Source organism: Halosegnis sp. (assembly GCF_042216475.1).
GTDB lineage: Archaea > Halobacteriota > Halobacteria > Halobacteriales > Haloarculaceae > Halosegnis.
In genome coordinates, this window is the sequence record NZ_JBDGTV010000009.1 from 58982 (window position 1) to 81063 (window position 22082).

At 68.1% G+C, this 22082-nt stretch carries 23 protein-coding genes; 12 read left to right on the forward strand and 11 right to left on the reverse strand.

The genetic code is table 11. The features are described from left to right. The first annotated feature begins 84 nt into the window (after positions 1-84). Positions 85-1404, forward strand: coding sequence for a hypothetical protein (locus tag ABEJ63_RS05955; RefSeq protein ID WP_375795441.1), 1320 nt, complete (start codon positions 85-87; stop codon positions 1402-1404). Positions 1405-1452: 48 nt separating this feature from the next. On the opposite strand, the gene ABEJ63_RS05960 is transcribed toward ABEJ63_RS05955, so the two are convergent. The 4 genes from ABEJ63_RS05960 to ABEJ63_RS05975 all read right to left on the reverse strand — a co-directional run bounded on the left by ABEJ63_RS05960 (position 1453) and on the right by ABEJ63_RS05975 (position 5731). Continuing rightward, positions 1453-1947 carry a hypothetical protein gene (locus ABEJ63_RS05960; RefSeq protein ID WP_375795442.1) on the reverse strand — a complete coding sequence of 165 codons (495 nt, stop codon included), beginning with the start codon at positions 1945-1947 and terminating at the stop codon, positions 1453-1455. 65 nt (positions 1948-2012) lie between these two features. Further along, a complete protein-coding gene (locus ABEJ63_RS05965; RefSeq protein ID WP_375795443.1) occupies positions 2013-2477 on the reverse strand; it encodes a hypothetical protein in 465 nt (154 codons plus the stop codon). 67 nt (positions 2478-2544) lie between these two features. Then, the gene (locus ABEJ63_RS05970) at positions 2545-2979 is read right to left on the reverse strand and encodes a universal stress protein (RefSeq protein WP_375795444.1); all 435 of its coding nucleotides are present in this window, start codon (positions 2977-2979) and stop codon (positions 2545-2547) included. Between the two features lie 1444 nt (positions 2980-4423). After that, complete coding sequence (locus ABEJ63_RS05975) at positions 4424-5731, reverse strand: cytochrome P450 (protein WP_375795445.1); 1308 nt, start codon at positions 5729-5731, stop codon at positions 4424-4426. Positions 5732-5884: 153 nt separating this feature from the next. Between ABEJ63_RS05975 and ABEJ63_RS05980 the strand changes: the two genes are divergently transcribed. Further along, positions 5885-6292, forward strand: coding sequence for a universal stress protein (locus ABEJ63_RS05980; RefSeq protein ID WP_375795446.1), 408 nt, complete (start codon positions 5885-5887; stop codon positions 6290-6292). A 140-nt stretch (positions 6293-6432) separates the two neighbouring features. Here ABEJ63_RS05980 and ABEJ63_RS05985 read toward each other — a convergent pair whose 3' ends face one another. Beyond that, positions 6433-6693 (reverse strand): hypothetical protein, encoded by a 261-nt coding sequence (locus tag ABEJ63_RS05985; protein ID WP_375795447.1) that lies wholly within the window; start codon positions 6691-6693, stop codon positions 6433-6435. Between the two features lie 98 nt (positions 6694-6791). Here ABEJ63_RS05985 and hisD point away from each other — a divergent pair, with 98 nt between their 5' ends. From hisD to ABEJ63_RS06005, 4 genes are all read left to right on the forward strand, one after another. Continuing rightward, on the forward strand, positions 6792-8141 hold the full coding sequence (gene hisD / locus ABEJ63_RS05990) for a histidinol dehydrogenase (protein ID WP_375795448.1): 1350 nt from the start codon (positions 6792-6794) through the stop codon (positions 8139-8141). Further along, positions 8138-8914, forward strand: a complete 777-nt coding sequence (locus ABEJ63_RS05995; RefSeq protein WP_375795449.1) for an SDR family NAD(P)-dependent oxidoreductase — start codon at positions 8138-8140, stop codon at positions 8912-8914. Before hisD ends, ABEJ63_RS05995 begins: the two co-directional genes overlap by 4 nt. A 38-nt stretch (positions 8915-8952) precedes the next feature. Next, positions 8953-9162, forward strand: a complete 210-nt coding sequence (locus tag ABEJ63_RS06000) for a hypothetical protein (RefSeq protein WP_375795450.1) — start codon at positions 8953-8955, stop codon at positions 9160-9162. An 85-nt stretch (positions 9163-9247) separates the two neighbouring features. Further along, entirely contained in the window at positions 9248-9553 is a 306-nt protein-coding gene (locus ABEJ63_RS06005; protein WP_375795451.1) for a hypothetical protein, read from the forward strand. Between the two features lie 5 nt (positions 9554-9558). Here the strand turns inward: ABEJ63_RS06005 and ABEJ63_RS06010 are convergent, their stop codons facing one another. From ABEJ63_RS06010 to ABEJ63_RS06025, 4 genes are all read right to left on the reverse strand, one after another. Beyond that, a complete protein-coding gene (locus ABEJ63_RS06010; protein WP_375795452.1) occupies positions 9559-10008 on the reverse strand; it encodes a phosphate-starvation-inducible PsiE family protein in 450 nt (149 codons plus the stop codon). Between the two features lie 46 nt (positions 10009-10054). After that, complete coding sequence (locus tag ABEJ63_RS06015) at positions 10055-12268, reverse strand: CDC48 family AAA ATPase (RefSeq protein ID WP_375795453.1); 2214 nt, start codon at positions 12266-12268, stop codon at positions 10055-10057. 60 nt (positions 12269-12328) lie between these two features. Further along, complete coding sequence (locus tag ABEJ63_RS06020; protein WP_375795454.1) at positions 12329-12700, reverse strand: Hsp20/alpha crystallin family protein; 372 nt, start codon at positions 12698-12700, stop codon at positions 12329-12331. Positions 12701-12801: 101 nt separating this feature from the next. Further along, positions 12802-13149, reverse strand: coding sequence for a hypothetical protein (locus ABEJ63_RS06025; protein ID WP_375795455.1), 348 nt, complete (start codon positions 13147-13149; stop codon positions 12802-12804). A gap of 135 nt (positions 13150-13284) precedes the next feature. Between ABEJ63_RS06025 and ABEJ63_RS06030 the strand changes: the two genes are divergently transcribed. Together ABEJ63_RS06030 and ABEJ63_RS06035 are read left to right on the forward strand one after the other, a co-directional pair. Beyond that, positions 13285-14046, forward strand: a complete 762-nt coding sequence (locus tag ABEJ63_RS06030) for a bacteriorhodopsin (protein WP_375795456.1) — start codon at positions 13285-13287, stop codon at positions 14044-14046. 70 nt (positions 14047-14116) lie between these two features. After that, entirely contained in the window at positions 14117-14377 is a 261-nt protein-coding gene (locus ABEJ63_RS06035; RefSeq protein ID WP_375795457.1) for a hypothetical protein, read from the forward strand. On the opposite strand, the gene ABEJ63_RS06040 is transcribed toward ABEJ63_RS06035, so the two are convergent. Then, complete coding sequence (locus ABEJ63_RS06040; RefSeq protein WP_375795458.1) at positions 14341-16440, reverse strand: AAA family ATPase; 2100 nt, start codon at positions 16438-16440, stop codon at positions 14341-14343. The two genes, ABEJ63_RS06035 and ABEJ63_RS06040, sit on opposite strands and share 37 nt — an antisense overlap. A gap of 2 nt (positions 16441-16442) precedes the next feature. Further along, the gene (locus ABEJ63_RS06045) at positions 16443-16640 is read right to left on the reverse strand and encodes a hypothetical protein (RefSeq protein ID WP_375795459.1); all 198 of its coding nucleotides are present in this window, start codon (positions 16638-16640) and stop codon (positions 16443-16445) included. A 430-nt stretch (positions 16641-17070) separates the two neighbouring features. Here ABEJ63_RS06045 and ABEJ63_RS06050 point away from each other — a divergent pair, with 430 nt between their 5' ends. The 4 genes from ABEJ63_RS06050 (at position 17071) to ABEJ63_RS06065 (ending at position 22056) form a co-directional block, all read left to right on the forward strand. Next, a complete protein-coding gene (locus ABEJ63_RS06050; RefSeq protein WP_375795460.1) occupies positions 17071-17430 on the forward strand; it encodes an ArsR family transcriptional regulator in 360 nt (119 codons plus the stop codon). Positions 17431-17491: 61 nt separating this feature from the next. Next, positions 17492-18196 carry a hypothetical protein gene (locus ABEJ63_RS06055; protein WP_375795461.1) on the forward strand — a complete coding sequence of 235 codons (705 nt, stop codon included), beginning with the start codon at positions 17492-17494 and terminating at the stop codon, positions 18194-18196. A gap of 364 nt (positions 18197-18560) precedes the next feature. Further along, on the forward strand, positions 18561-19100 hold the full coding sequence (locus ABEJ63_RS06060) for a DUF6789 family protein (RefSeq protein ID WP_375795462.1): 540 nt from the start codon (positions 18561-18563) through the stop codon (positions 19098-19100). Between the two features lie 76 nt (positions 19101-19176). Beyond that, complete coding sequence (locus ABEJ63_RS06065; RefSeq protein WP_375795463.1) at positions 19177-22056, forward strand: GAF domain-containing protein; 2880 nt, start codon at positions 19177-19179, stop codon at positions 22054-22056. Positions 22057-22082 lie beyond the last annotated feature (26 nt).

A 22082-nucleotide genomic window follows, 5' to 3' on the forward strand; every position in this document is an offset into this window, starting at 1 on the left:
GCCGTTGACGGCCGTCGGATGGGTCAAACGGCCGCTTGAGCCACCGCCACACTTTGTGGGGTGGCCGGCCCAGAATCAGCCGACATGGGTGCTCGCTCGCGCTGGCTGCTCGTCTGTCTCGGGGTGGTCGGGATTGTCGCGACGGCCGGGCTGGTGGCCGCGAGTCCGGCGCCGATTTCGGCGTGTCCCCCCTGTGACGAGGGGTTCGTCCGGGCGGCTGGAAGCCACGGGCTTGAGACGGATATCGCCGCGAGCACGGCGACCGTCCGGGTCCACCCGAACCACTCGGCGACGTGGACGGCACGGGTCACGCCGACGAACGACAGCGTCACGGCCCGGCTGGCGGCCAACGCGTCGCTGGCTCGGGACGTCGCGACCGACAGTTTCGGCATCCGCTACGGCGACGGCATTCCACACGACTTCCAGTCAGTTCGCGTGACCGACGGGACGGTCGTCATCCGGTACCGGACGGCCGACGTGGTCCAGCGGGGGCCGTTCGGGACGCAGGTGCTCACCTACTTCCGCGACGAGCCGGGAGCGTACGTCTACACGGATCTGGGCGCAGCCGAACTGACGGTCGTCGCGCCGTCGGGGACGACCATCGCCCGCGGCTTCGGCGACGTCGACGACCGGCGGCTGACGGCTCGCGAGTTGCCGGGCGTCCAGAACGGCCCGTTCGTCGTGTTCGCGCCCGAGGGGACGCCGGCGCCGGGGCTGGTCGGTACGATCGCCATCCTCGGCACGCTCGGGGGCGTCATCCTCCGGAATCTCGCGCTGTTCGTCGTGGTACCGGGAACCGTCGTGGTCGGCGGACTGGCGGCGATCCGGCGGGTCGCGGGGCGGGTCGCCGACCGCTCGCCCGAGCGTCTCGGCGCGGCCGTCGCCGTGGGCGGAGGACTCCTGCTTGTGTGGACGCTCATCGTCGAGGCGGATGCGCTCCCGGCGGTAACGGGCCTCCTCATCCTCGGCGGCGTCGTGGGCGGAGTTCTGCTTGCGTGCGGGGCCGCCGTTGGCTTGCCAGCCCTCCGTCGGCACGGATCGCCGTGGCGCATACTCGGCATCGGTGTCGCGGTGGCTGCTGTGCCCGCAGTCGGCGCCGGAGCGACGCTCCCACTCAGCACGGTCCATCGGGGTATCTTGACGGGCGTGGTCGTGCTCCCGGCGGCTGTCGCGCTCGGGTGGAGTGACGCCGGCGTCGGCGATGCCCGAGCGACCCGGCGGCTCCTCGTGGCCTGCACAGTGGTCATCTACGGTGGGTTTGCAGTCGTTGCGCCGCTCACCGACCTCGGCGGGTCGCTGTTCCTGCTCGGGCCACTGCTGGTGACGGGCGCGGCGGTCGTAGCTGTCGCCGCCGCCGGGCCACTGTACGTGCTCGGCGTTGCCGGTGGGCGAACGGCCGCCTGAGCAGCTGGGATTACCCTAGCGTGGTGAGCCGCACGGCCCCGCATCTGCTCACTCGAAGACGAGGAGTTCGGCACCCGCACGGACGAAACTCGCGGCCAGCAGGCCGAGGCCGGCGACGAACAGCCCCAACAGGAGGCCAACGCCGATCGGCGCGGGGGTATCCGGAGCACCGAGCGCCGGCACCGCGGCGGCGCCGAACAGCACACAGCCGGCGGCGGCCGCGGCCTCGAGCCCGCGCACCAGCACGTAGCCGGGCCGCTCGGTGAGACGGTGCCAGCGCGGCGGCGCGGCGGTCAGCGTCCGGTAGCCGGCGACGACGGTCTCGAGGGCGACGACGGCGACGAGTAGCCCCGCGACCGCAGGCACCCCGACGAGCGCGAGGAACTGGCCGTCGCCGAGCAGCGGGACATCGGTCAGGCCACGGGCATCGATGAGCCGGAAGAACCCGGCGACGCCGAGGACGACGGCGAGCCCGATGCCGCACAGCTTCGCCGCCTGGAGGGGCTTGCGACGGACGGCCGCCGCGGAATCAGGCCAGCGCATCTCTGTCCGTGTACTCGTCGGCGCACCGACAATTACCCGTCGCTTTGAGGACAGCCACCGCCATCTCAGCAGATGGCATAGTAGACGTAGAGGCTCCCGTCCTCGCGGATCTGTGCGTACGCATCGCCGTAGCATTTGTTCGTCTGGATGGTGACCGACTGGGTTGTATTGCGGGCGGTCACGGTAATCTGGAACGACTCGACACCCGTCGGGTCGGCGGCGGTCAGGTTGTAGACGATTCGGTCGGTGCCGGGGGCGACCTCGGAGCGGGTGGCATAGACGGTCTCGTTCGTCGCGACCCGCACCACACGGACCGAGACTGTGACCGACTGGTTCCACTCGTTGGCCACCTGGACACGCTTGTTGGCGTCCGGCTGGTCCATCGCACTCTCGTGGTCGCCCGGCGTCGGTGTCGGTGGCGTCTCGGATGGCTCGGGCGTCGGCTCGCCCGCTGGTCCGACGGCAGTACAGCCGGCGCCGACGACGAGCACCGCCACCAGCAGGAGGCGTGCGGCCTGGCCGGGATTCATCACTCGCGGCTACCGCCCCTTGGGATGAATGTCTTGAGGAGAGTCAAACGCGCAGTGTAGCCTCCGGTCACCGGACGACCGTCACGGGGACGGAGGCCCGGCGGGTGACCGTCTCGGCGACGCTACCGAACAGCACTCGCCCGAGCCCAGAGCGACCGCGACTCCCCACAACGATGTGGTCAACGTCGGTCTCGTCGGCAGCGTCGAGAATCTCGCGGGCCGGTCGCCCCGTCTCTAAACGCGTCTCGACGGCGACATCGTGTGCGGCCGCCGTCTCGCGACACGTCGCCAGCAGCTGTTCGCCCCGCTCGCGACACTGTTCGGCGTGCGTGTGGTAGGCTGCGATGTCGAAGTAGTCCTCGTCGCTGCCGCCGACGTGGCCGGTCGGATTCACCACGTGCAGCAGCGTCACCCGTGCCGGGGCCAGGTCCTCAAGTGCGTACTCGAGGGCAGCCTCCGACTCGGCGGACCCGTCGACGGCGACCAGGACATGACGACCCATGTGAGTAATTACCAGCCAAGATAGATAAGACCGGCGCGACCGCTATCAGAAGTGGCGGTGGCGTCCCTGACGCATCTCCGCGGGTTCGGTCCACGTGCCTGACGACGCTGAGCCACCCATCAAGTAGCGGCATCGTCTGGAGCCGTGATGAGAACACCTTGACACGAGGAGACGGATCGGGAGAGAAAAGTTGCTGTGGACGCTGTGTCGTATACCTCCGCGAGCGGCGGTGACGCCCGACAAACTCGGCGTATTCATGAACTAAACGGGGCGCTGGACGGCCTATATGCCCGGTATCGTCCACTATCACCGCTCTATTGGCGGTGATAGGGCTGTCAGCCTGAACGTCGCAGGGAGTCGGTTGGCAACCGGACGAACCGGCGGTGCGAATCGTGCGTGGTACCGGCGCTACCGGCAGATTCTGAGCGCCGGGGCGGCGGGGTGGCGGGTCCGTACTGCCCGAGATAGTGCCGATAGCGGAGGTCAGCCGGCCGAATCGGAAATGCCGCGGGTTTCACCCACCATCGGGGGTGGTCGCCGTCGCACTGGCAAATGCGTCGTGTCAGGCCCTCATGGCCGGGATATCACGGGAGACGGCTACTGACACGCATCACCTCAGTGACGGTCCTCTGGAGCCGTCTCAGCGGTGCTCGCGGCTGATTCGAGCCGGTATAGGCAATTTCGAGGGGCGACGACGACCGCTACTACCATGCAACTCCACAGACTGGAGCACGCAAACCCGCCAAAATGCCACGCGTAAGCCGCTCCGACGGTAGATTTGTGAACGCCGAGGACGACTGGATTCTGGGGTGGCGGTTGACGCACAGCGCAGTATGCCGGTATCAGACGCTGAGAGGGCGCATATACCGGATTTGTGGGTCAGGACACGGATAGATGCGTGGGCTCGCGTTTAAGCCGGATGCGATTTGCGGGCGGTTGAGCGGTTATACCGTGCCTATAGGCTATCCAGCCTCTGAGCGGGGCTCGACCGCCGGCTATTCCCCCTCGTTATTCGAGCGGACCCACATAGACACAGAGCGGGCTGGCGGCCGAGTCCAGCGTCGCGATGCCGGCGACGAGCGAGCACCACCGACACACGGACACCGTCGACGGGACGACGATACTGGCGGACAGTCCGCCATGGGGCTCCCACGCGGCTCGCGGCAGCCGTCCACTCAACCGGGCGCGTCACACACGAGTGGAGGCCGTCGGCCCACCGTATCGACCGTATTTCCCCCGCCCCCTGCTGTGACGGACGGAGTTGCCATATTGTGTGGTCGGCACCTTCGGGCGGGCGAGAGTACCGGGCGGTGAACGACTTGTCCCAACCGGCGCCGGTCGGGTGCCCATCCGGACGTGGTCTGTGTAGCGATCGCTCGGCCAGGCCGCTGCCGTGTCTGGCGTCAGTCGGCAGACACGTCGACTCTGTCCGAGGTGTCAACGTTCAGCCGTCGCGCTCGTGCACCCGGGCGAGCGCGCCCTCGCCGGCACTCATCGTCATCTCGGGTTCGAGCACGAGCGGGCCCTTCGGGTCGAGCCGGTACCGCTGGCCGATCGTCGCGAGCACGAGCGTCGCCTCCAGCCGGGCGAACCGGCGGCCGATACAGGCGCGCCGGCCGGCACCGAACGGGACGAACGAGTGGCCCTGCTCCCGCGGCGAGGTGGTGGTCCAGCGAGCGGGCCGCCAGGCGTCGGGGTCGTCCCAGAACCGCTCATCGCGGTGGGCACGCCAGAACGACAGGTGGATGCGGGTGTCAGCCGGCAGCTGGTAGCCGCCGAGTTCGACCGGGCGGGTCGTCTTCCGAGGGATGGTGAACAAGGACGGGTAGCGTCGCAGCGTCTCGTTGACGACGTTCGCCGTCACGGTGAGGTCGCCGACATCGGCCAGCGTCGGCCGCGCGCCGTCGAGCACGTCCGCCAGCTCGGCATGGAAGCGCTCGCGCACATCTGGGTGGGTGCCGAGCTGGTGGAGCGCGGCCGTCAGCGCAAACGCCGTCGTATCGTGGCCGGCGAAAATCATCGTCACGAGCTGGTCGACGATCTCGTCGTCGGTCATGCCGGACGCGCCTTGCTCGCGGAGCGCGACCAGCGTCGACAGCAGGTCGTCGCCGCCGTCGGCTTGCTCCCGCTCGCGGATGAGCCGGCGGGCCTCCGTCTCGAGCACGTCGACGGCCTCGTGGAATCGCCGGCGGGCCGGCGTCGGTACCCACCGCGGCAGCGCGTACGAGGAGGCCTTGAACCAGAGGTTGAGATCGTCGGCCGCCTGCCGGAGCTGTTCGTCCGCGCCGATACGCAGTGGCCGGTCGAACAGCGTGCCGAACAGGTTCTCCAGCGTGAGATGGCGCATCTCCTCGTACAGCGACAGCGTCTCGCCGGGCGTCCACGTGTCGAGCCGGCGCTCGGTGAACCCCACCATGTCGTCAGCGTACGAGCGAATCTTGCCCGGGTAGAAGAACTCCTCAAGATCCTCGCGCTGGCGGCGCCAGGTCTCCCCCTCGGTCGTGAGGACGCTCTGGCCGAACGCGATCTCGAAGTCGACGGTCTTGGCGAACGACTCCGGGTCGGTGACGAGTATCTGCTCGAAGTGGTCTGGGTGGGCGGCGATGCAGTACTCGCCGACACCCAGTACGTCGACGCGGGCGAGATCGCCCGTCTCGGCGGCCACCTCGTCGTGGAAGCCGAGCAAATCCTGAATCACGTCCACTGTGTGCCCGATAACAGGCGTCTTCGGGTGGGCCGGGGGCGCGGACATCTATGCGTGGGTGTGGCTCTGTAGGTAAGAAGCTACCCGGTTTGACATCTTCCCACCCCTGAAGTGGTGGGCGTCTGCTCGCATTTTCTCACGCCGGGCCACATCGAGGGGCAGGCCCCGCAGGCTGAAGCCACCACGGCCCGAACAGCCGGCGTGAGCACGCTGTTCGTCGCGTACGGTGAACCGGGCCGCGAGACGGTGCTGACGGTCGCTGCCGAGCGGGCGGCCGCCGCCGGCGACGCCCTGTTCGTCTATCACGTCCAGGAGACGCCCGACGAGTCGGCCGACGAAGTCCGCGCGGAGATCGAGCGCGTCCTCGCGGCGACAGCCCCGGACGTCAAGGTCGACATCGAGATCGCGGTCCGGGCGGAACACTCCGAGGACACCAACGTCTCCCGCCAGAAGCTGGTGACCGACGCGCTGCTGGCTGAGGACCGCGAGTTCGCGTACGCCGTCATGGGCGACGTCGAGCGCGGCTCCGTCGACGGCTTCGTCCACGCCAGCCTTACGGAGGCAGTGTTGGCGACCCACGCGGTGCCCGTCCTGCTCGTCCCCGTGTGAACTCAGACGGGCGCCGGCGCGTAGAACCGGACCGACCCGTCCAGCCCACCCCGGGCGAGCGCGCGACCGCCCAGCCCCACCTCCCAGATCCGGACCACCCGCGGGTGGTCGCCAAACGACAGCGAGCCGCCAGGACGGCGCTAACCCGTCGACACCGGCGCTGCGGGCGGCGACGCTCGCCACTGTGACCGTCGTCTGCTGCCAGGAATCACCCGCACCGGCGTCAGTCCGTCGGGCAACAGCCGCTCGAGGCGCGGCTGCAGTAGGGCGAAGACGCCGCCGAGCAGCCGCCCCGCGAGTTCGACCGGGAGTTCGACACGGTGACCCGTCGCGAGCGTCGTCGACGTCTGCTCGTCCGCCACATCGTCCGTGGACGTGTCGCCGGTAGCGCGCCCAGCCACAGACTCGGGGCGTGACGGGAGACGGGCCGGCCACGACCCTGCGGCGAGTGCGTGCGGGGTCCCGCGGGTTTTTGTCGCTGCTCTGCTACGGCTCGCGCATGTCACGAGAGTACCTCAAGTCGGCCGGCGAGGCCGCACTCGAAATCCCCCAGGATGTCACCGAATCTGTCCGCGACATCATGGACACCGTCCGCGCGGACGGAGATGCGGGAGTCCGCGCACTCACCCGGAAGTTCGACGACGTCGACCGCGAGCAGTTGCGCGTCGACGACGACGAAATCGAGGCGGCCGCGGAGGCGCTCACCGAGGCCGAGCGACGTACCATCGACAACACCATCGCGAACGTCCGGGCGTTCCACGAAGAGCAGTTCGCCAACCTCGAGGGCTTCGAGCGAGAGATGGAGCCGGGCGTCCGACTAGGGACGCGGCTCGTCCCCGTCGAGCGGGCGGGCGTGTACGTTCCCGGCGGCCGGAAGCCGCTGGTGGCTGCGCCGGCGATGACGATCGTCCCGGCGGTCATCGCGGGCGTCGACGAGGTCATCGCGTGTGCTCCGCCACAGGCGGACGGCTCCCTCCAGCCGGCCCAGCTGTATGCTATCGACCAGGCTGGCGCCGACGCAGTGTACGTCGCCGGCGGCGCCCAGGCCATCGCCGCGATGACCTACGGCACCGAAACGATTCCGAGCGTCGACAAGGTGACCGGTCCGGGGAATGTGTTCGTCATCGAGGCGAAGCGGCAGGCGTACGGCCACGTCGGTATCGACTTCCTCGCCGGCCCGACAGAGGTGTTCATCATCGCCGATGAGACGGCCGACCCGTCGCTGGTCGCGACGGACCTGCTCGCGCAGGCGGAACACGACCCCCGCTCGCGGGCGGCACTCGTCGCGACCGACCGCGACGTAGCTGAGGCGGCCGTCGACGCACTCCACGACCAGCTGCCGGCGCTCGACACCGAGGAGGTAGCCCGTGAGAGCTGGGCGGAGAACGGCGAGGTGGTGCTGGTCGACGACCTCGCGGAGGCGGCCACACTCGCCAACGAGTGGGCGCCCGAACACCTGCAGGTGATGACCGACGACCCGCGGGCCCTGCTGGACGACCTCCGCAACTACGGCTCCGTCTTCCTCGGCCACCACGCGCCAGTCGTCTTCGGTGACAAGGCCGTCGGGACGAACCACACGCTGCCGACGCTGGAGGTGGCCCGCTACAGCGGCGGCATCAACGTGACCACCTACCTGAAGGTGCTCACTCACCAGCAGCTGACGGCCGAGGGAGCCGACAGTATCGCTCCGTGGGCGGCGAAGATCTGCGAACTGGAGGGGACTCACGCCCACCAGATCTCCGCCGAACGGCGCATCACCACCTCCGACGGGCGGGCGCTCGCCCGCGAGCTGGCGCTGTCGCCCGGCGGGGGCGTCGACCTCGACGACGACAGCGGTGAAGACACGTGAGCCTCGCGACAACGACGGCGCTCGTGACGGGCGCCAGCGGCGGTATCGGCCGGCAGATCGCGCTCGAACTCGCCGACCGCGGAGCGTCGGTGACGCTGGCCGCCCGCAGCGACGGCATTCACGAGACGGCCGCCCGTATCGACGCTCCCGAGCGGACGATTGCCGTCGAGACGGACGTCACCGACGAAGACAGCGTCGCGGCGGCTGTCGACGCGACTGTCGACGCGTTCGGCGGGCTGGACTGTCTGGTCAACAACGCCGGCATCGCCGGGCCGACAGCACCCGTCGAGGAGGTGACGGTCAGCGACTGGCAGCAGACGATGGACGTGAACGCGACCGGCCCATTCCGATGTGTGAAACACGCCGCCCCCCACCTCCGGGCCAGCGACCACGGCCGAATCATCAACATCGCCTCCATCAGCGGCAAACGGCCGCTGGCGGACCGGACGCCGTACGCCGCCTCGAAGATGGCACTTATCGGACTGACGCGGACGCTGGCCGTCGAGTTCGGCGACGATGACGTCACCGTCAACGCGGTCTGTCCCGGCGCGACCAGCGGCGACCGTATCGATCGGGTCATCGAGCGCCAGGCCGACCAGCGCGGGCTCTCCTTCGAGGCGGCCAAACAGGAAGTGTTCACCGACGACGCCGCGCTCGGCCGGCTTACCGATCCCGATGACGTGGCTGACTTGGTCGCCTTTCTCGCGAGCGAGCAGGCCGCGACCATCACGGCCCAGGATATCAACGTCGACGGCGGGACCGTCTGGTACTGAGAGCAAAGAGCCATACCGCTGCCGGTCCACGCGATAGTATGCACAGCCGCGAGCAGGCGACCTACGTGCTATCGGGCTGCACGGCCGCGGCCGTGGGCCACACGCTCGTCACCGGCGCCCGGCCCCGGGACACGCTGGCAGGACTGGCGCTGCTGACGGCGGCCGACCGCTACTACGAGGCCGCTGCCGCGCCGCCGGGGCCCTCTCCGCGGGACGACGCCGCCTGGCGGCCTCACGAACCGGAATGATGGCCATGACACGCGGTAGCGCGTCACAGTAGTTTCGCCGGACACGAGCGTTAAGAGGCTCTTCGGCCAAGATGCGCCCGAACAAATGGTCGACGAAAGCATGCTGACGCTGTTCCACTCGAAAGAGATTATCGAGAGTGCCAAGGAGGGCGCGACCGCCGGCGCCGAGAGCGGCGCCGTGTTCGGGCCCGTCGGCGCCGGAGTCGGCGCCGGCTGGGGTGCCGCACTCGGTTATCTGGGCGGCGTCACCGCCTCGACGACGGACGCCGAGACGATGGACGTGATCGACGCAATGGACCCGTTCGACCTGTACGGGGCGACGACACAGATGGACCCGATGGCGATGCTGAACCCGCTGCTGGCCGGGCAGGGAGAGACGGACGACGACTGAGCGGCTTAGACGAGTTCACACCGCTCCCCGGGCGGGAGCCGACTGATGAGATAGAAGCCGACGGCCAGCACCGCGAGCAGCCCGCCGTAGGCGGCCGCGGCCGTCAGTGCCGCCTCAACGCTGGCGTAGCTCGTCGTCCGGAAGGTGATGACCTTGCGGGCGATGGCGATGAGCGCGGCCACGAGGACGATACGGACGACGGGCTCGTCGCGGCTGTAGGCGACGACGGTGAGGAACACCTCGACGATGATGAACAGCAGGAGGGCGGTGTCGATGAGCCCGACGACCGCCCGGGGACTGGTGATACGGCCGGACGCCGCCAGTCCGATAATTTTCAGTCCGAAGTCGGCCACACCGACGGCAAACAATAGGACCAGCAGGCCGGCCGCGCCCAGCTCAAGAAAGCGCATCGCCCGCTCGAGCGTGCGCGTTACCGTCATCTCGTCGACGCTCATACTCTCACCTCCAGCATGCTGTGTGCGCCCGCTAACGACGGGGCATTCAGGCGGGCGAACCGTCGGCAGCGACGGCCGAGGCGGGGGCGTCGACGCCGGCCTCCTGTGGGTCGACGGCGTCGAACGCCTGCTCGAAGTGGTCGGCCGTCACCACGATATCCTCGACGGCCGCGTCGGCGTCCGACTGGACGTACTCGCGGACCGCACGGGTCGCCGCCTCCCGACAGACAGCCTCGATGTCGGCACCGACGTAGCCGTCGGCCCGAGCCGCGAGAGCCTCGAGGTCGACGTCGTCGCCGAGCGGCTTATCGCGGGTGTGGATGCGGAAGATGGCGTGCCGCGCGGCCTCGTCTGGGGCGGCCACCTCGACGTGGCGGTCGAGCCGGCCGGGCCGCAGCAGCGCGTCGTCGATGAGATCCGGCCGGTTGGTGGCCGCCACGACGACGACATCCTCGAGGCCATCCAGTTCGGTTAGCAGCTGGGAGACGACCCGCTCGCCGACGGTGTTGTCACCGACGCCAGAGCCACGCTCGGCCGCGATGGCGTCGATTTCGTCGAAGAAGACCACCGTCGGGGCGTTCTCGCGAGCCTTCTCGAACACCTCGCGGACGCCCTTCTCGGACTCGCCGACGTACTTGTCGAACAGCTCGGGCCCCTTCACGGAGATGAAGTTGGCGTCGGCCTCGTTGGCGACAGCCTTCGCCAGCAGCGTCTTGCCCGTCCCAGGCGGCCCGTGCAGCAGGACACCTGTGGCGGGGTCGAGCCCGACGCGGTCGTAGGCGTCACCGTGATCGAGGGGCCACTGGACCGTCTCGCGCAGCTGCGTCTTCGCCTCGGCGAGCCCACCGACATCGTCCCAGGTCACGTCCGGCACCTCGACGAACACTTCGCGCAGCGCCGACGGGTCGACGCCCTGGAGCGCCTCGCGGAAGTCGCTCTCCGTCACCTCGATAGCGTCGAGCACCTCAGCGTCGATGCGCTCCGCGTCGAGGTCAAGCTCAGACCGGACGCGTCGAAGCGCGTGCATCGCGGCCTCCTTCGTCAGACTCTCGAGGTCGGCACCGACGAACCCCTGCGTGTGCTCGGCGTACGCGTCGAGGTCGACATCCTCGCCAAGCGGCATCCCGCGGGTGTGGATGCCGAGGATTTCGCGGCGCCCCTCGCGGTCGGGGACGCCGATCTCGATCTCGCGGTCGAACCGGCCGGGCCGCCGGAGCGCGGGGTCGACCGCGTCGACACGGTTGGTGGTGCCGATGACGGTCACCTGGCCGCGCTCGTCGAGTCCGTCCATCATCGACAGCAGTTGCGCGACGACACGCCGCTCGACATCGCCGCTCACCTCGTCGCGCTCGGGCGCGATAGAGTCGATCTCGTCGATGAAGACGATGGCCGGCTCGTTCTCCTCGGCTTCCTCGAACACCTCGCGGAGTTGCTCTTCGCTCTCGCCGTAGTACTTCGACATGATCTCCGGCCCGGAGATGGTCTGGAAGTGGGCGTCCACCTCGTTGGCGACGGCCTTGGCGATGAGCGTCTTGCCCGTCCCAGGCGGCCCGTGCAGCAGGACGCCCTTCGGCGGCTCGATGCCGAGCTGCTGGAACAGCTCGGGATGTCGCATCGGGAGTTCGACCATCTCGCGGACCTGCTCGAGTTCTTCGTCGAGCCCGCCGATGTCCTCGTAGGTGACCGCGGGCGCCGGCGTCGGCTCGCCGGCAGCCTCGTCGCCGGCGGCGACCTCTTCGGCGGGCTGGTCGGCCACCTCGAGCGCCGTCTCCGACTCGACGACGACCGTCCCGGTCGGGACGGTGTCGACCACCTGCAGCGGGATGCGCCGACCGGTGCGGCCGGCGAGCGTCCCGAAGCCGACCGGGAACGACAGCGTCTGGCCGGCGGCAACCGCCCGGCCGACGAGGTGGTCACGCAGGTGTGGAGTGATATCGCCGCGGACGCGGAGGTTCCCCGGAAGTGCGACGGAGACACGCTCGGCAGCGTCGACGGTCGTCGGCTCGATCTCGACCCGGTCGTCGATGCCTGCGTTCGCCGACCGCCGGATGTCACCGTCGATGCGGACGAATCCGCGGCCGGCATCCTCCGCGTCGCTTGGCCACACCTGCGCGACCGCCTCGGCGCCGTCACGGCCCTCGATACGGACGAAGTCGCCGGTGCTGACGCCGAGCTCTGACAACGCCTCGCGGTCGATGACAGCCATACCACTACCGGGCTCTCTGTCCTTCAGCTGTTTGACCGTCAGACGGACACTCATGGCTGTCACCTCCGTTCAGATACGGGCAGAACCGGTCAGACGGGTGCGAACGCCCCGTCGTCAGGCCTCAATGGGGATCTCAGTGCCGGCGACGGCCGCACCCGTCGAGACCGGCAGCCGCACCTCGAGGATACCGTTGTTGTAGCTGGCCTCGATGGCGCCCTCGTCGACATCCTTCGGGAAGCGGAAGCGTCGGTGGTACGTCTTCCGCTGACCGCGCGTCTCGTCGTCGTGTTCGGCGGCGACGTTGAGGACGCCGTCGTCCCACGTGGCGGTGATCTCGTCGGGGTCGAACCCCGGTAGCTCCACGCTGAGGACGAACTCGTCGTCCTCTTCGTACAGTTCGTAGTCGTTGCTCCCGGTCTCGAAGAGCTGGTTCGGCAGGTCGAACCGCTGCATCCAGGAGTTCGCTGGGCGTCTGACGAGCGCCATGGCTGGTCACCTCGATTCCATTAGAAGATTGTCCATGATTCTATATAAACTCTTCGGAACCGACGAACATAAGCAAGGGAGAATCACCTGTAAGCCGGCGGTCAGTACTCGTGGAAGACCCGTCCACAGGACGTGCATTTCACCTTTGGGCTCCGGAGGAACGGGTTGGTCTTGATGACCGGGCCGTGACAGTCCGGACAGACGCCGGTCCCGCCATCGTGGGCTGCGCGGGCGGACATGTCGAGCATGATGTCCTCGAGTTCTTCGATGCGGGCCTGCTGTTCGGCTACCTGCTCGCGCAGCTGTTCGACCGTCTCCTCACGCTCTTGGGCGGCCTCGACGTCGAGCGTCGCCTCTGCCTCCGCGTCGGCCTCCGTCTCTGTCTCTGCCTCCGCGTCGGCCTCCGTCTCGGTGTCAGTCTCCTCGGTGGCTGGCTCCTCGTCGGTCATACCTGTGAACGTATGTGTCGGCAGTCCGTATATTGTTTGATATCCCGGAGAGGCGGCAACCTGCGTGATTTTGCGGCAGAGTGTTCACATTGTAGGTGGTTTTAAACCTGAGTCGTGTGTTATTTGACGTGTCGTATGACGATACCAGCGTTGCAAATGGGGAGCCTTGGCGTAGCGGGCGAGGGCATCTGGCTTGCCCTCGGAACGATTGGCATGCTACTCGGGATGGTCTACTTCATCTCCAAGGGCTGGGGTGTCACCGACCCCGAGGAGAAGGAGTACTACATCATCACCATCCTCATCCCGGGCATCGCAGCAGCGTCGTATCTGTCGATGTTCTTCGGCTTTGGGCTGACCGAGGTCGAACTTGTCACCGGCCGGGTCGTTGACGTCTACTGGGCCCGGTATGCTGACTGGCTGTTCACGACACCGCTGCTGCTGCTTGACATCGGCCTGTTGGCTGGTGCCAGCCGGCAGGACATCGGGGCACTCATCGGCCTCGACGCGTTCATGATCGTCACCGGCCTCGCGGCCACGCTGATGAAGATCCCCATCGCGCGGTTCGCCTTCTGGACGATGAGCACCATCGCGATGATCTTCATCCTCTACTACCTCGTCGCGGTGCTGGGCGAGGCTGTTGCGGGTGCCGACGAAGACACCCGCTCGACGTTCACCGCACTGCGGAACGTCACCCTCGTGTCGTGGGCCGTCTATCCGGTGGCATGGCTCGTCGGCACCGAGGGACTGGCGCTCGTCGGGCTGTTCGGCGAGACGCTCATCTTCATGATCCTCGACCTGTTCGCGAAGGTCGGGTTCGGCTTCATCCTGCTGCGGAGCCGTGCCATCACCGGAAGCTCCGCCCCGACGCCGTCCGCTGAGGAGTCGGCAGCCGACTAACACCACCGGCGCGATCCGTTACCGCGTCGATTCGTTTTTTGCGCCGCCGCGACGATACGAGAACACACATATGGAGCGCACACGCGACGGCGACGAGACGGACCTAGCCCCGGCCACACTGAACCGGAGTGCCATCTTTAGCCTCCTTGTGTCGGTCGCCGTCGCGGTCGTCGGGCTGTTCGTGTTGCCGGCGCTGCGGTCGTGGCTCGGGCTGGCGTTCTGGCCCGCCTTCCTGACCGTGCTCGCCGTCGAGTTCGTCGCCTTCATCGGCGTGGCCGTTTCGGTCCTCCGGCTTCACCGCGAGCCGTCCGTCGTGGTCGACTCCGAGTGACTGCCGGCGGCTGTCGACGGCGTCACCCGCTCGAGGGCCCGCTCGATGTGCCGGCTCGCCACCCGCACGGAGTCAGCCACATCGCCAGGCCGGCGGTCGCCGTCGAGCCGCTCCTCGAGCGCGAGCAGACTCGCCTCTCGGAGAAGCGCAGCGAGGTCGCTCCCGGAGTAGCCCTCGGTCCGGTCGGCCAGCGCCGCGGCGTCGAGCCCCTCGATGGGGGCGTCGCGGGCGTGGATACGGATGACCTCCGCTCGGGCCGCCCGGTCGGGCAGGGGCACGGCGACGGTACGGTCGAACCGACCCGGCCGGAGCAGTGCCTCGTCGATGCGGTCAAGCCGGTTGGTCGCGCCGACGACGGTGACCTGCTCGCGCGAGCGCAGTCCGTCCAGCTCCGTCAGCAACTGTGAGACGACCCGTTCCGGCGCCGCAGCGCCCGCTTCGCCGCGGGCGGCCCCCAGCGCGTCGAGTTCGTCAAAGAAGACAACCGCCGGCGCACTTGCACGGGCCCGCTCGAACACCTCGCGGACCGCTCGCTCAGACTCACCGACGAACTTGTCGAACAGTTCGGGCCCGTTCACGACCAGAAAGTTCGCGTCGGTGCTGGAGGCGACCGCCCGCGCGAGCATCGTCTTGCCCGTCCCGGGCGGCCCGTGCAGCAGAACACCGCCCGGAACATCGACGCCGAGATCCGCGAGCGCCTCGCCGTGGACGAGCGGCCACTCCACAGCCCGGCGGAGCTCCCGCTTCGCGTCCGCCAGCCCACCGATATCGTCGAAGGAGACAGACGGAACAGACGCCTCGATGGCCGGCGCGGCGCTGGGAGTCGTCGCATCGAGTGCCGCACTCACGTCGTCTGCAGTTACCAGCGGCCGCGAGGCGCCGTCCGTTCGGTCGAGCGCCACCTCGAGGAGACGGGCCCGGACAGCGAGCAGGTCGGCTGCGACGTAGCCGAGCGCGCGGCGGCCGACCGCGCCAGCGTCGACATCTGGGGCGAACCGCAGCCCCCGAGTCAGTGTCTCGAAGACAGCCGCTCGGTCGTCGGCGGTCGGACGCGGCACCCGGATGCGGCGGCCCAGTCGGTCCCCCCGAGTGAGTGCCGTCTGCAGGTCGTCGGCGTCGGTCGCCTCACCAACGACGACGACACCCGGCCGGTCCGACAGCTCGCCGAGGCGTCGCCCGAGGTGGCGCGCCGTGGTGTCGTCGTCGGTGAGCGCGTTGAGATCGTCAACGTGGACGAGGGCCCGGGCGGCGCCCGCCGCGCGACCCGCCGCGTCGTCCAGCCGGTCGGCGACGGCCTCGTACCCAGCACTGGCGAGACGGCCTGCGTCGACGCGCACAAGCGTCGCCTCGGCCAGCCAGGCCGCATGACGGATATGGTGGCTCTTGCCGACGCCTGCCCGACCGGTCACGAGGACGCCGCTGGCAGCGGACCCACCGTCGAGAGTGTACGCGTCAGGAGCGGTGAGCGGCCGCACGAGCGCCGAGCGACACTCCGCGACGGTCGCCTCGTAGCCGCCGACCGCCGACGAAGGAACTGGTGCTGTCGCCGCCCGCCCGTTCGCGGGCCCGGCGGGTCCGGCCTCGACGGTCACCTCCGTGTTCGGGCCGATGACGACGGCGTCGTCGGGGGTCGTCTCGCGGACGCGGACGGGAATCTCGAGAGTGCCGCCCAGAAGTGAGACGGCGACGGTATCCCCGGCGATTAGCGGTCGGTCCCCCAGCGCCTCGGCGACAGCCCGCTCGCTTCCTCGGACGGCGAGATCGGCCACCGGCGCGACGACGACATGGTCGGCCGTCGTCGGGGTGACACTCTTGAGGATGACCCGGTCGCCATCGGCGACACCCAGCGACTCGGCCGTCTGGGCGCCGAGCGCCACGGTGCCGGCGTCGGTTGTCTCGTCGACGGTGAGTTCACGGACAGTGCGACCGCCGGCGGGCGTCGTCACAGCGACGGTTTCGCCGTCGGCCGCCGACAGCGCACGCGCCACCGAGGGCGCCACAGTGGCGTGTGCATCGTCTGTGGCCGTGCTCGCGACGACCAACGACGTTCCGTCAGCGGACACGGCTACGGCCGGACGGCAGCCGGTAGCGGGTCGCCGTGGAGCAGATACCGGGCACCACAGAACGCCCCGATTGCGACCGGTGCAGCGAGATAGGTGAGATACACCGTCGCCCCAGCGAGATAGCCGGCCACGTTCCCCAGCAGCATCACCACGACCGCGGCCAACAGCGGAACCCTGTCGGCGGGAGCAATACGAGCCATTCGACGGCTGAACTCTGGAGTCACGGCGAGTAATAACTGTCGTCTATCCGCGAGACGCGACCGCGGCGGGTCCAACCAAGCGTGCGCGGCCGCGCCGGCCTCATCCCGAGGCAATCATGTGTATGTCTCTCACGGACTTAACCGTTAATTTCCCGACAGTACTGGCTGCCACTGGCTGCCGGAGGGTACGCGCGAGCCGTCCGGCGATACATCTCGGCTCTGTAGCAGATTGCCCACCGATTATGACACCGAACTCGCAGAGAGATTCCTCACCCCCAGACGAAGGCCTGTCCAGCCGACAGCGTGAGCCGGCCGCAGAACAATCACACTCGCCGGGCGGAGTCACATCGTGAGGGAAGCTCCACCGCCGAAGACTGCGTCATCCACTGCGACACAAAATATACGAAACGGCTGACCGGTAGTATAGAGCGTGTCCGACGACGGCTTCGATGGAGCGCTCGCGGCGCTCACCCATGAGATCCGTGTCGACGTGCTTCGAGCACTGGCAGAGGCCGATGAGCCGCTGTCGTATACGCGGCTCCGGGAGCGCGTCGGCGTCCGCGACTCTGGCCGGTTCAATTACCACCTCACACAGTTGTGCGACCACTACGTCCGCGAGACGGCTGCCGGGTACACGCTGAACCACCGTGGTAGCCGATTGGTGGTCGTCGCCGGTGACGGCCCACAAGTTGAACGCACGGACGAGTCAGCAGGACTGTGTCCGGTCTGTGGGGAACCCGACTGCGAACGGCTCGTCCACGTGCACCTTGACCGGCCGTTCCGCGGCTGACCGCCGGTAGTGAAATGTTCTTCTCCAAACACTAAGGCAGCCGGCGGCCGCGCAGCCGGGTATGCAGACCACACAAGTGGTATTCCGGACGACACGCGAGAACGAGCGCCCATTCGTCGAACGGTACATGCCCGATGCCTACCGGCGGCTCACTGCCCACGAGGCCGTCGCGTCGGTGTGGTTCTGGCGGATTGGCGCAGCCGGGGACCGTGGCACAATCGAACTCGCGGGCGGGGAGACAATCACCCCCGGCGACGGGGGCGCCATCGTCGTCGTGAACGGCGCCCCAGATCCGACGGCCGCGCTCGACGCAGAGACGGACCGCTGGGACGAACATGTCGACGACGGTCTGCTCGCCTCGTGGACACGACAGCCTTGGGATGCCGTCGACGCCGCGCTGGACGTCGAGACCGCTCGCGAGAAGATGTGTGAACGGTTCGGTGAGACGGGCGGGCCGCTCAACTACCGGCTCCGGACTGCGACCATCCCCACGACGCTCGAACTGCTCGAGCGGTTTGACGACGACCCACCGGCAGTCGGCGACCGGACCGACACGAACCCAGCCGGGATCGGTGCGTGGGTGCTCATCCACTATCTGTTCAAGCAGAGCGGGTACGACTGGCACGAGGAGATGACCGCGTGTCGGCGGGCCATCGAGAACCGTGCCCACTCGCTGTGTTCGTTCCACGGGGCAGCCGCGGCCCGCGAGGAACTCGACGCCGTTATCGCCGCACTTGAGGACACACGGGCAGAGTTGGGCGACTGATCTCCCCGCGGCGACCGCCGGAGTCGGCCGACCACAAGCGAGCGTCCCACGGCGGGAGAGATTCCACTCGAAGCTGGGGGTATGTGCTGTGCCAGTGTCGGCCCCAAGCAAAATATAGACGGTATTCCTCGCCGCGCGGAGTATACGGCCGCGGTTTCGCTTCAGCAGTCCACCTAATCTGGACTGTGAGTTCACCCGTGCAGTGCGAGTCGGCGGAGTTCTACTCCTCGGGGCGAATGATCGGCTCGCTACTGTCGTGAGTCAACCTATCCGGCGGTTCTGGGCCGGTCTCTCGGCGTCTCTCGTGAGCTCCGCTCGACCGACCGCGAGAGATATTTACGCCCGAATCACGTACCATGCTACCATGGCTGATGCGGAGGTTGATGCGAACGCCGAGAGCCACGAATCGCCGGCGGAGCTCCCACTGCGCGAGCTGATCGAAGATGGACTCGTGGGGGCACTCGGCGGGCTCATCGGTGTTGGCCCGCTCACCATCATCTTCATGCTACTCAGTCAGGTCGGAGCGTTCAGCCTGACGGAGTTCCGCCAGCTGGCCGACGTTCTCCGGCTGGCGGTGGACTTCTCGCCGGCAACAGCCCAACTGCTCGGCTATGTCGTCTTCGTGCTGGGTGCGATGGTGACCTGGCCGCTGGTGCTCGCGTCTATTGGGACGTTCTTCCCCGGCGAACGGTACGCTACCCGGGGGCTGTTCCTCGGCGCAGCCATCTGGACTGGCTTCGCACTCGCGTGGTACGACGGGTTCACCGGCGGCCGGCTCGTGCTGTATCTGGTGGCGACCTTCCTCGGCCACCTGCTGTACGGCTACCTGCTCGGCGCGACGTTCGATAAATTGTTCGGGGGGAACCGACCGCATCTCGCGCCAGGCGACGAGCAGGTCGTCTAAGCGACCCGGCGGTCACGGTGCCAAAAAATAAGTCCTCGCTCCGCCGATTTCGACGGGAACGGGGGATGGACCGACCATGAGCGAGACGACCGTCTTGGTCGTTGACGACGAGGCGAACCAGCGGGACCTGACGGCGACGTACCTCGAGCGGCTCGACGACGCGTTCCGGACGGTGACGGCCGCGGACGCAGAGTCGGGGTTAGAGCAGCTTGCGGCCGAGTCGGTCGACTGTATCGTCTCCGACTACGAGATGCCCAGCTGTGATGGGCTCACGTTCTTTCGACGCGTCCGCGAACGGCACGCCGAGCTCCCGTTCATCCTGTTCACGGGGAAAGGCAGCGAAGAGATCGCCAGCGAGGCGCTCTCGGCGGGCGTCACCGACTACCTCCAGAAGTCCGGCGGCGCCGACCAGTACGAGGTGCTTGCCAACCGCATCCGCAACGCAGTCGTGCGCGCGAGCGCCGAACAGCGCGCTACCGAGCTTGCCCGTATCAACGAGCTCATCCGCGAGGTGCAGACGGAGCTCGTGCAGGCCGAGACGCGCGAGGAGATACAGCGGGTCGTCTGCGAGACGCTCACCGACGCCGACCCGTATACGCTCGCGTGGGTCGGCATCCCTGACGAGACGACGGGCGTCGTCGAGCCGGTCGCAGCGGGCGGTGACGGCGTCGGCTACGTTGAGGAGCTGACCGTCCGATTTGACGACACCCCACGGGGCCGCGGTCCGGGTGGACAGGCCGTGCGAAGCCGCGAGCCGCAGGTTATCAACGAGGCAGGGGCCGACCCCGCGCTCGACGCATGGCGCGAGTTGACCGACCAGTACGGCATCGAGTCGCTGATGGTGCTACCGCTGGTCGACAACGACCAGCTGTACGGCATCATACCGGTATACGCCGACCGACCGGCGGCGTTCGACGACGAAGAACAGGCCGTGCTGACGGAGCTTGCCGACACAGTCGCGGCAGCCATCACCGCCGCCGAGACCCGCCGTCGGCTCGAACAGTACGAGACCGTCGTTGACTCCGTTGGCGATCCGATGTACGTGGTCGACACCGAGGGCCACTTCGAGTTCGTCAGCGAGCCGCTGGCGGCGCTGCTCGGTACCGACCGCGAGACGCTGCTTGGCACACACGTCTCGGCGTATTTAGCCGATGGCGAGACCGAGCGGCTCGAGCAGCGGGTGGCAGAGCTGCTCTCGACGGGCCAGCAGCGTACGACCGTCGAGATGCGCATGAAGCGAGCCGACGGCACGACGATCCCCTGTGAGGACCACCTCAGCCTCCTCCCATTCGAAGAAGAGTTCCGTGGAACTACCGGCGTTGTTCGGGACATCTCCGAGCGGTACGCCGACGAGCAGGTCCGCGAGCGACTCTACGAGATTGCAACGGACCCGGAGCCGGATGCCGAAGAGACGGCCCGTCGGCTGCTCGATATCGGCCGCGAGCGGCTTGGGCTCGCGGAAGGGAAGCTCATTCGGGTCGACCCGGAGCAAGACCGCCACGAGACGGTCGTAACGACGGCAGACGACAGCCTTGAGGGGGATGTCAGCGATCTCTCGGAGACGTTCTGTCGGGCGGTGGTCGGCGACGGCCTGCTGGCGGTCCATGAGACGAGCAACTCCGAGTGGAGCGATGTCGCCGAGCGGTGGGATCGGGAGTCGTACCTCGGGACAGAGGTGCGCGTCGACGGCGAGACGTACGGCACCGTCTGTTTCGTCGACCCGGCACCGACTACCGAGTTCACCGACCGCGACCGCTCGTTCGTGGAGCTGGTCGCACAGACGCTCGGCCACGAACTCGAGCGCCGGCGGGCCCGCGAGCAGACCGAGCGACGGGAGGCGACGCTCCGCCGGCTCCACCGGGAAGTCGCGACCGACCGTCCGCTGGCGGAGACAATCGAGGCGGTGCTCGACCTGGGCCGGGAGACGCTGGGCGCGACGCATGGCGTCGTCGCGAACGTGACTAGAGACCGCTACGAGATGGAGTTCGTCCGCTCGGACCGCGAGACTGTCAGGCCGGGAGCGGTGTTCGATGTCGAAGAGACGGGCTGTGTGTTCACTATCCGCGAGGAGGAGACGACGAGCGTCGCGGCGATGGACGAGCAAGACGACTGGCGCGAGCTCCCAATCCACACGGAGGTAGGGATGAACTGCTACATTGGGACGCCGCTGTTCGTCGACGGACAGCTGTACGGGACGCTCTGCTTCCTCGACGAGGAAGCCCGCGTCGAGTCGTTTACCGGTTGGGAGAAGACACTCGTCGAGTTGATGGGCCAGTGGGTGAGCCGACTGCTCGCTGAACGGCAGAGTCAACAACTGCTGGAGCGCGAACGCGACCGGCTCGAAGAGTTCGCCAGCACGCTCTCGCATGACCTCCAGACGCCGCTGTCGGTCGCGGCCGGACGGGTCGACCTCGCGGCGGAGGCGTGCACCTGCGGAGAGGCCACGGAGTCGCTGGACATCGCCGCCGACGCCATCGAGCGGACGGAGGCGCTGGTCGCGGACACGCTGGCGCTGGCTCGCCAGGGGAAAGCCATCGGCGAGACGGAGCCGGTCGACCTGGCCGCGCTCGTCGAGACGGTCTGGCGCGACCTGGCGACCGACGCGGCTACCCTTGAGGTAAGAGCATTGCCGACCGTCGAGGCCGACCCAGGCCGGCTGCGTCGGCTGCTGTCGAACGTCCTCTCGAACAGTATCGAGCACGCCGGCCCAGATGTGACCGTCACCGTCGGCGCGACCGACCGGGGGTTCTATGTCGCCGATGACGGACCGGGCATCCCCGACGAGTGGCACGAGACGGTGTTCAAGCGTGGCCAGTCGACCGCCGAGGATGGCACCGGATTCGGGCTCAGTATCGTCCAACGGATTGCGGAGGCCCACGGATGGACAGTCACCGCTGGAGCAGCCGCCGAAGGTGGCGCCCGCTTCGACTTTACCGGCGTCACGACCACCGAGTGAGCGCGGCGAGTAGACAGGTTCATACC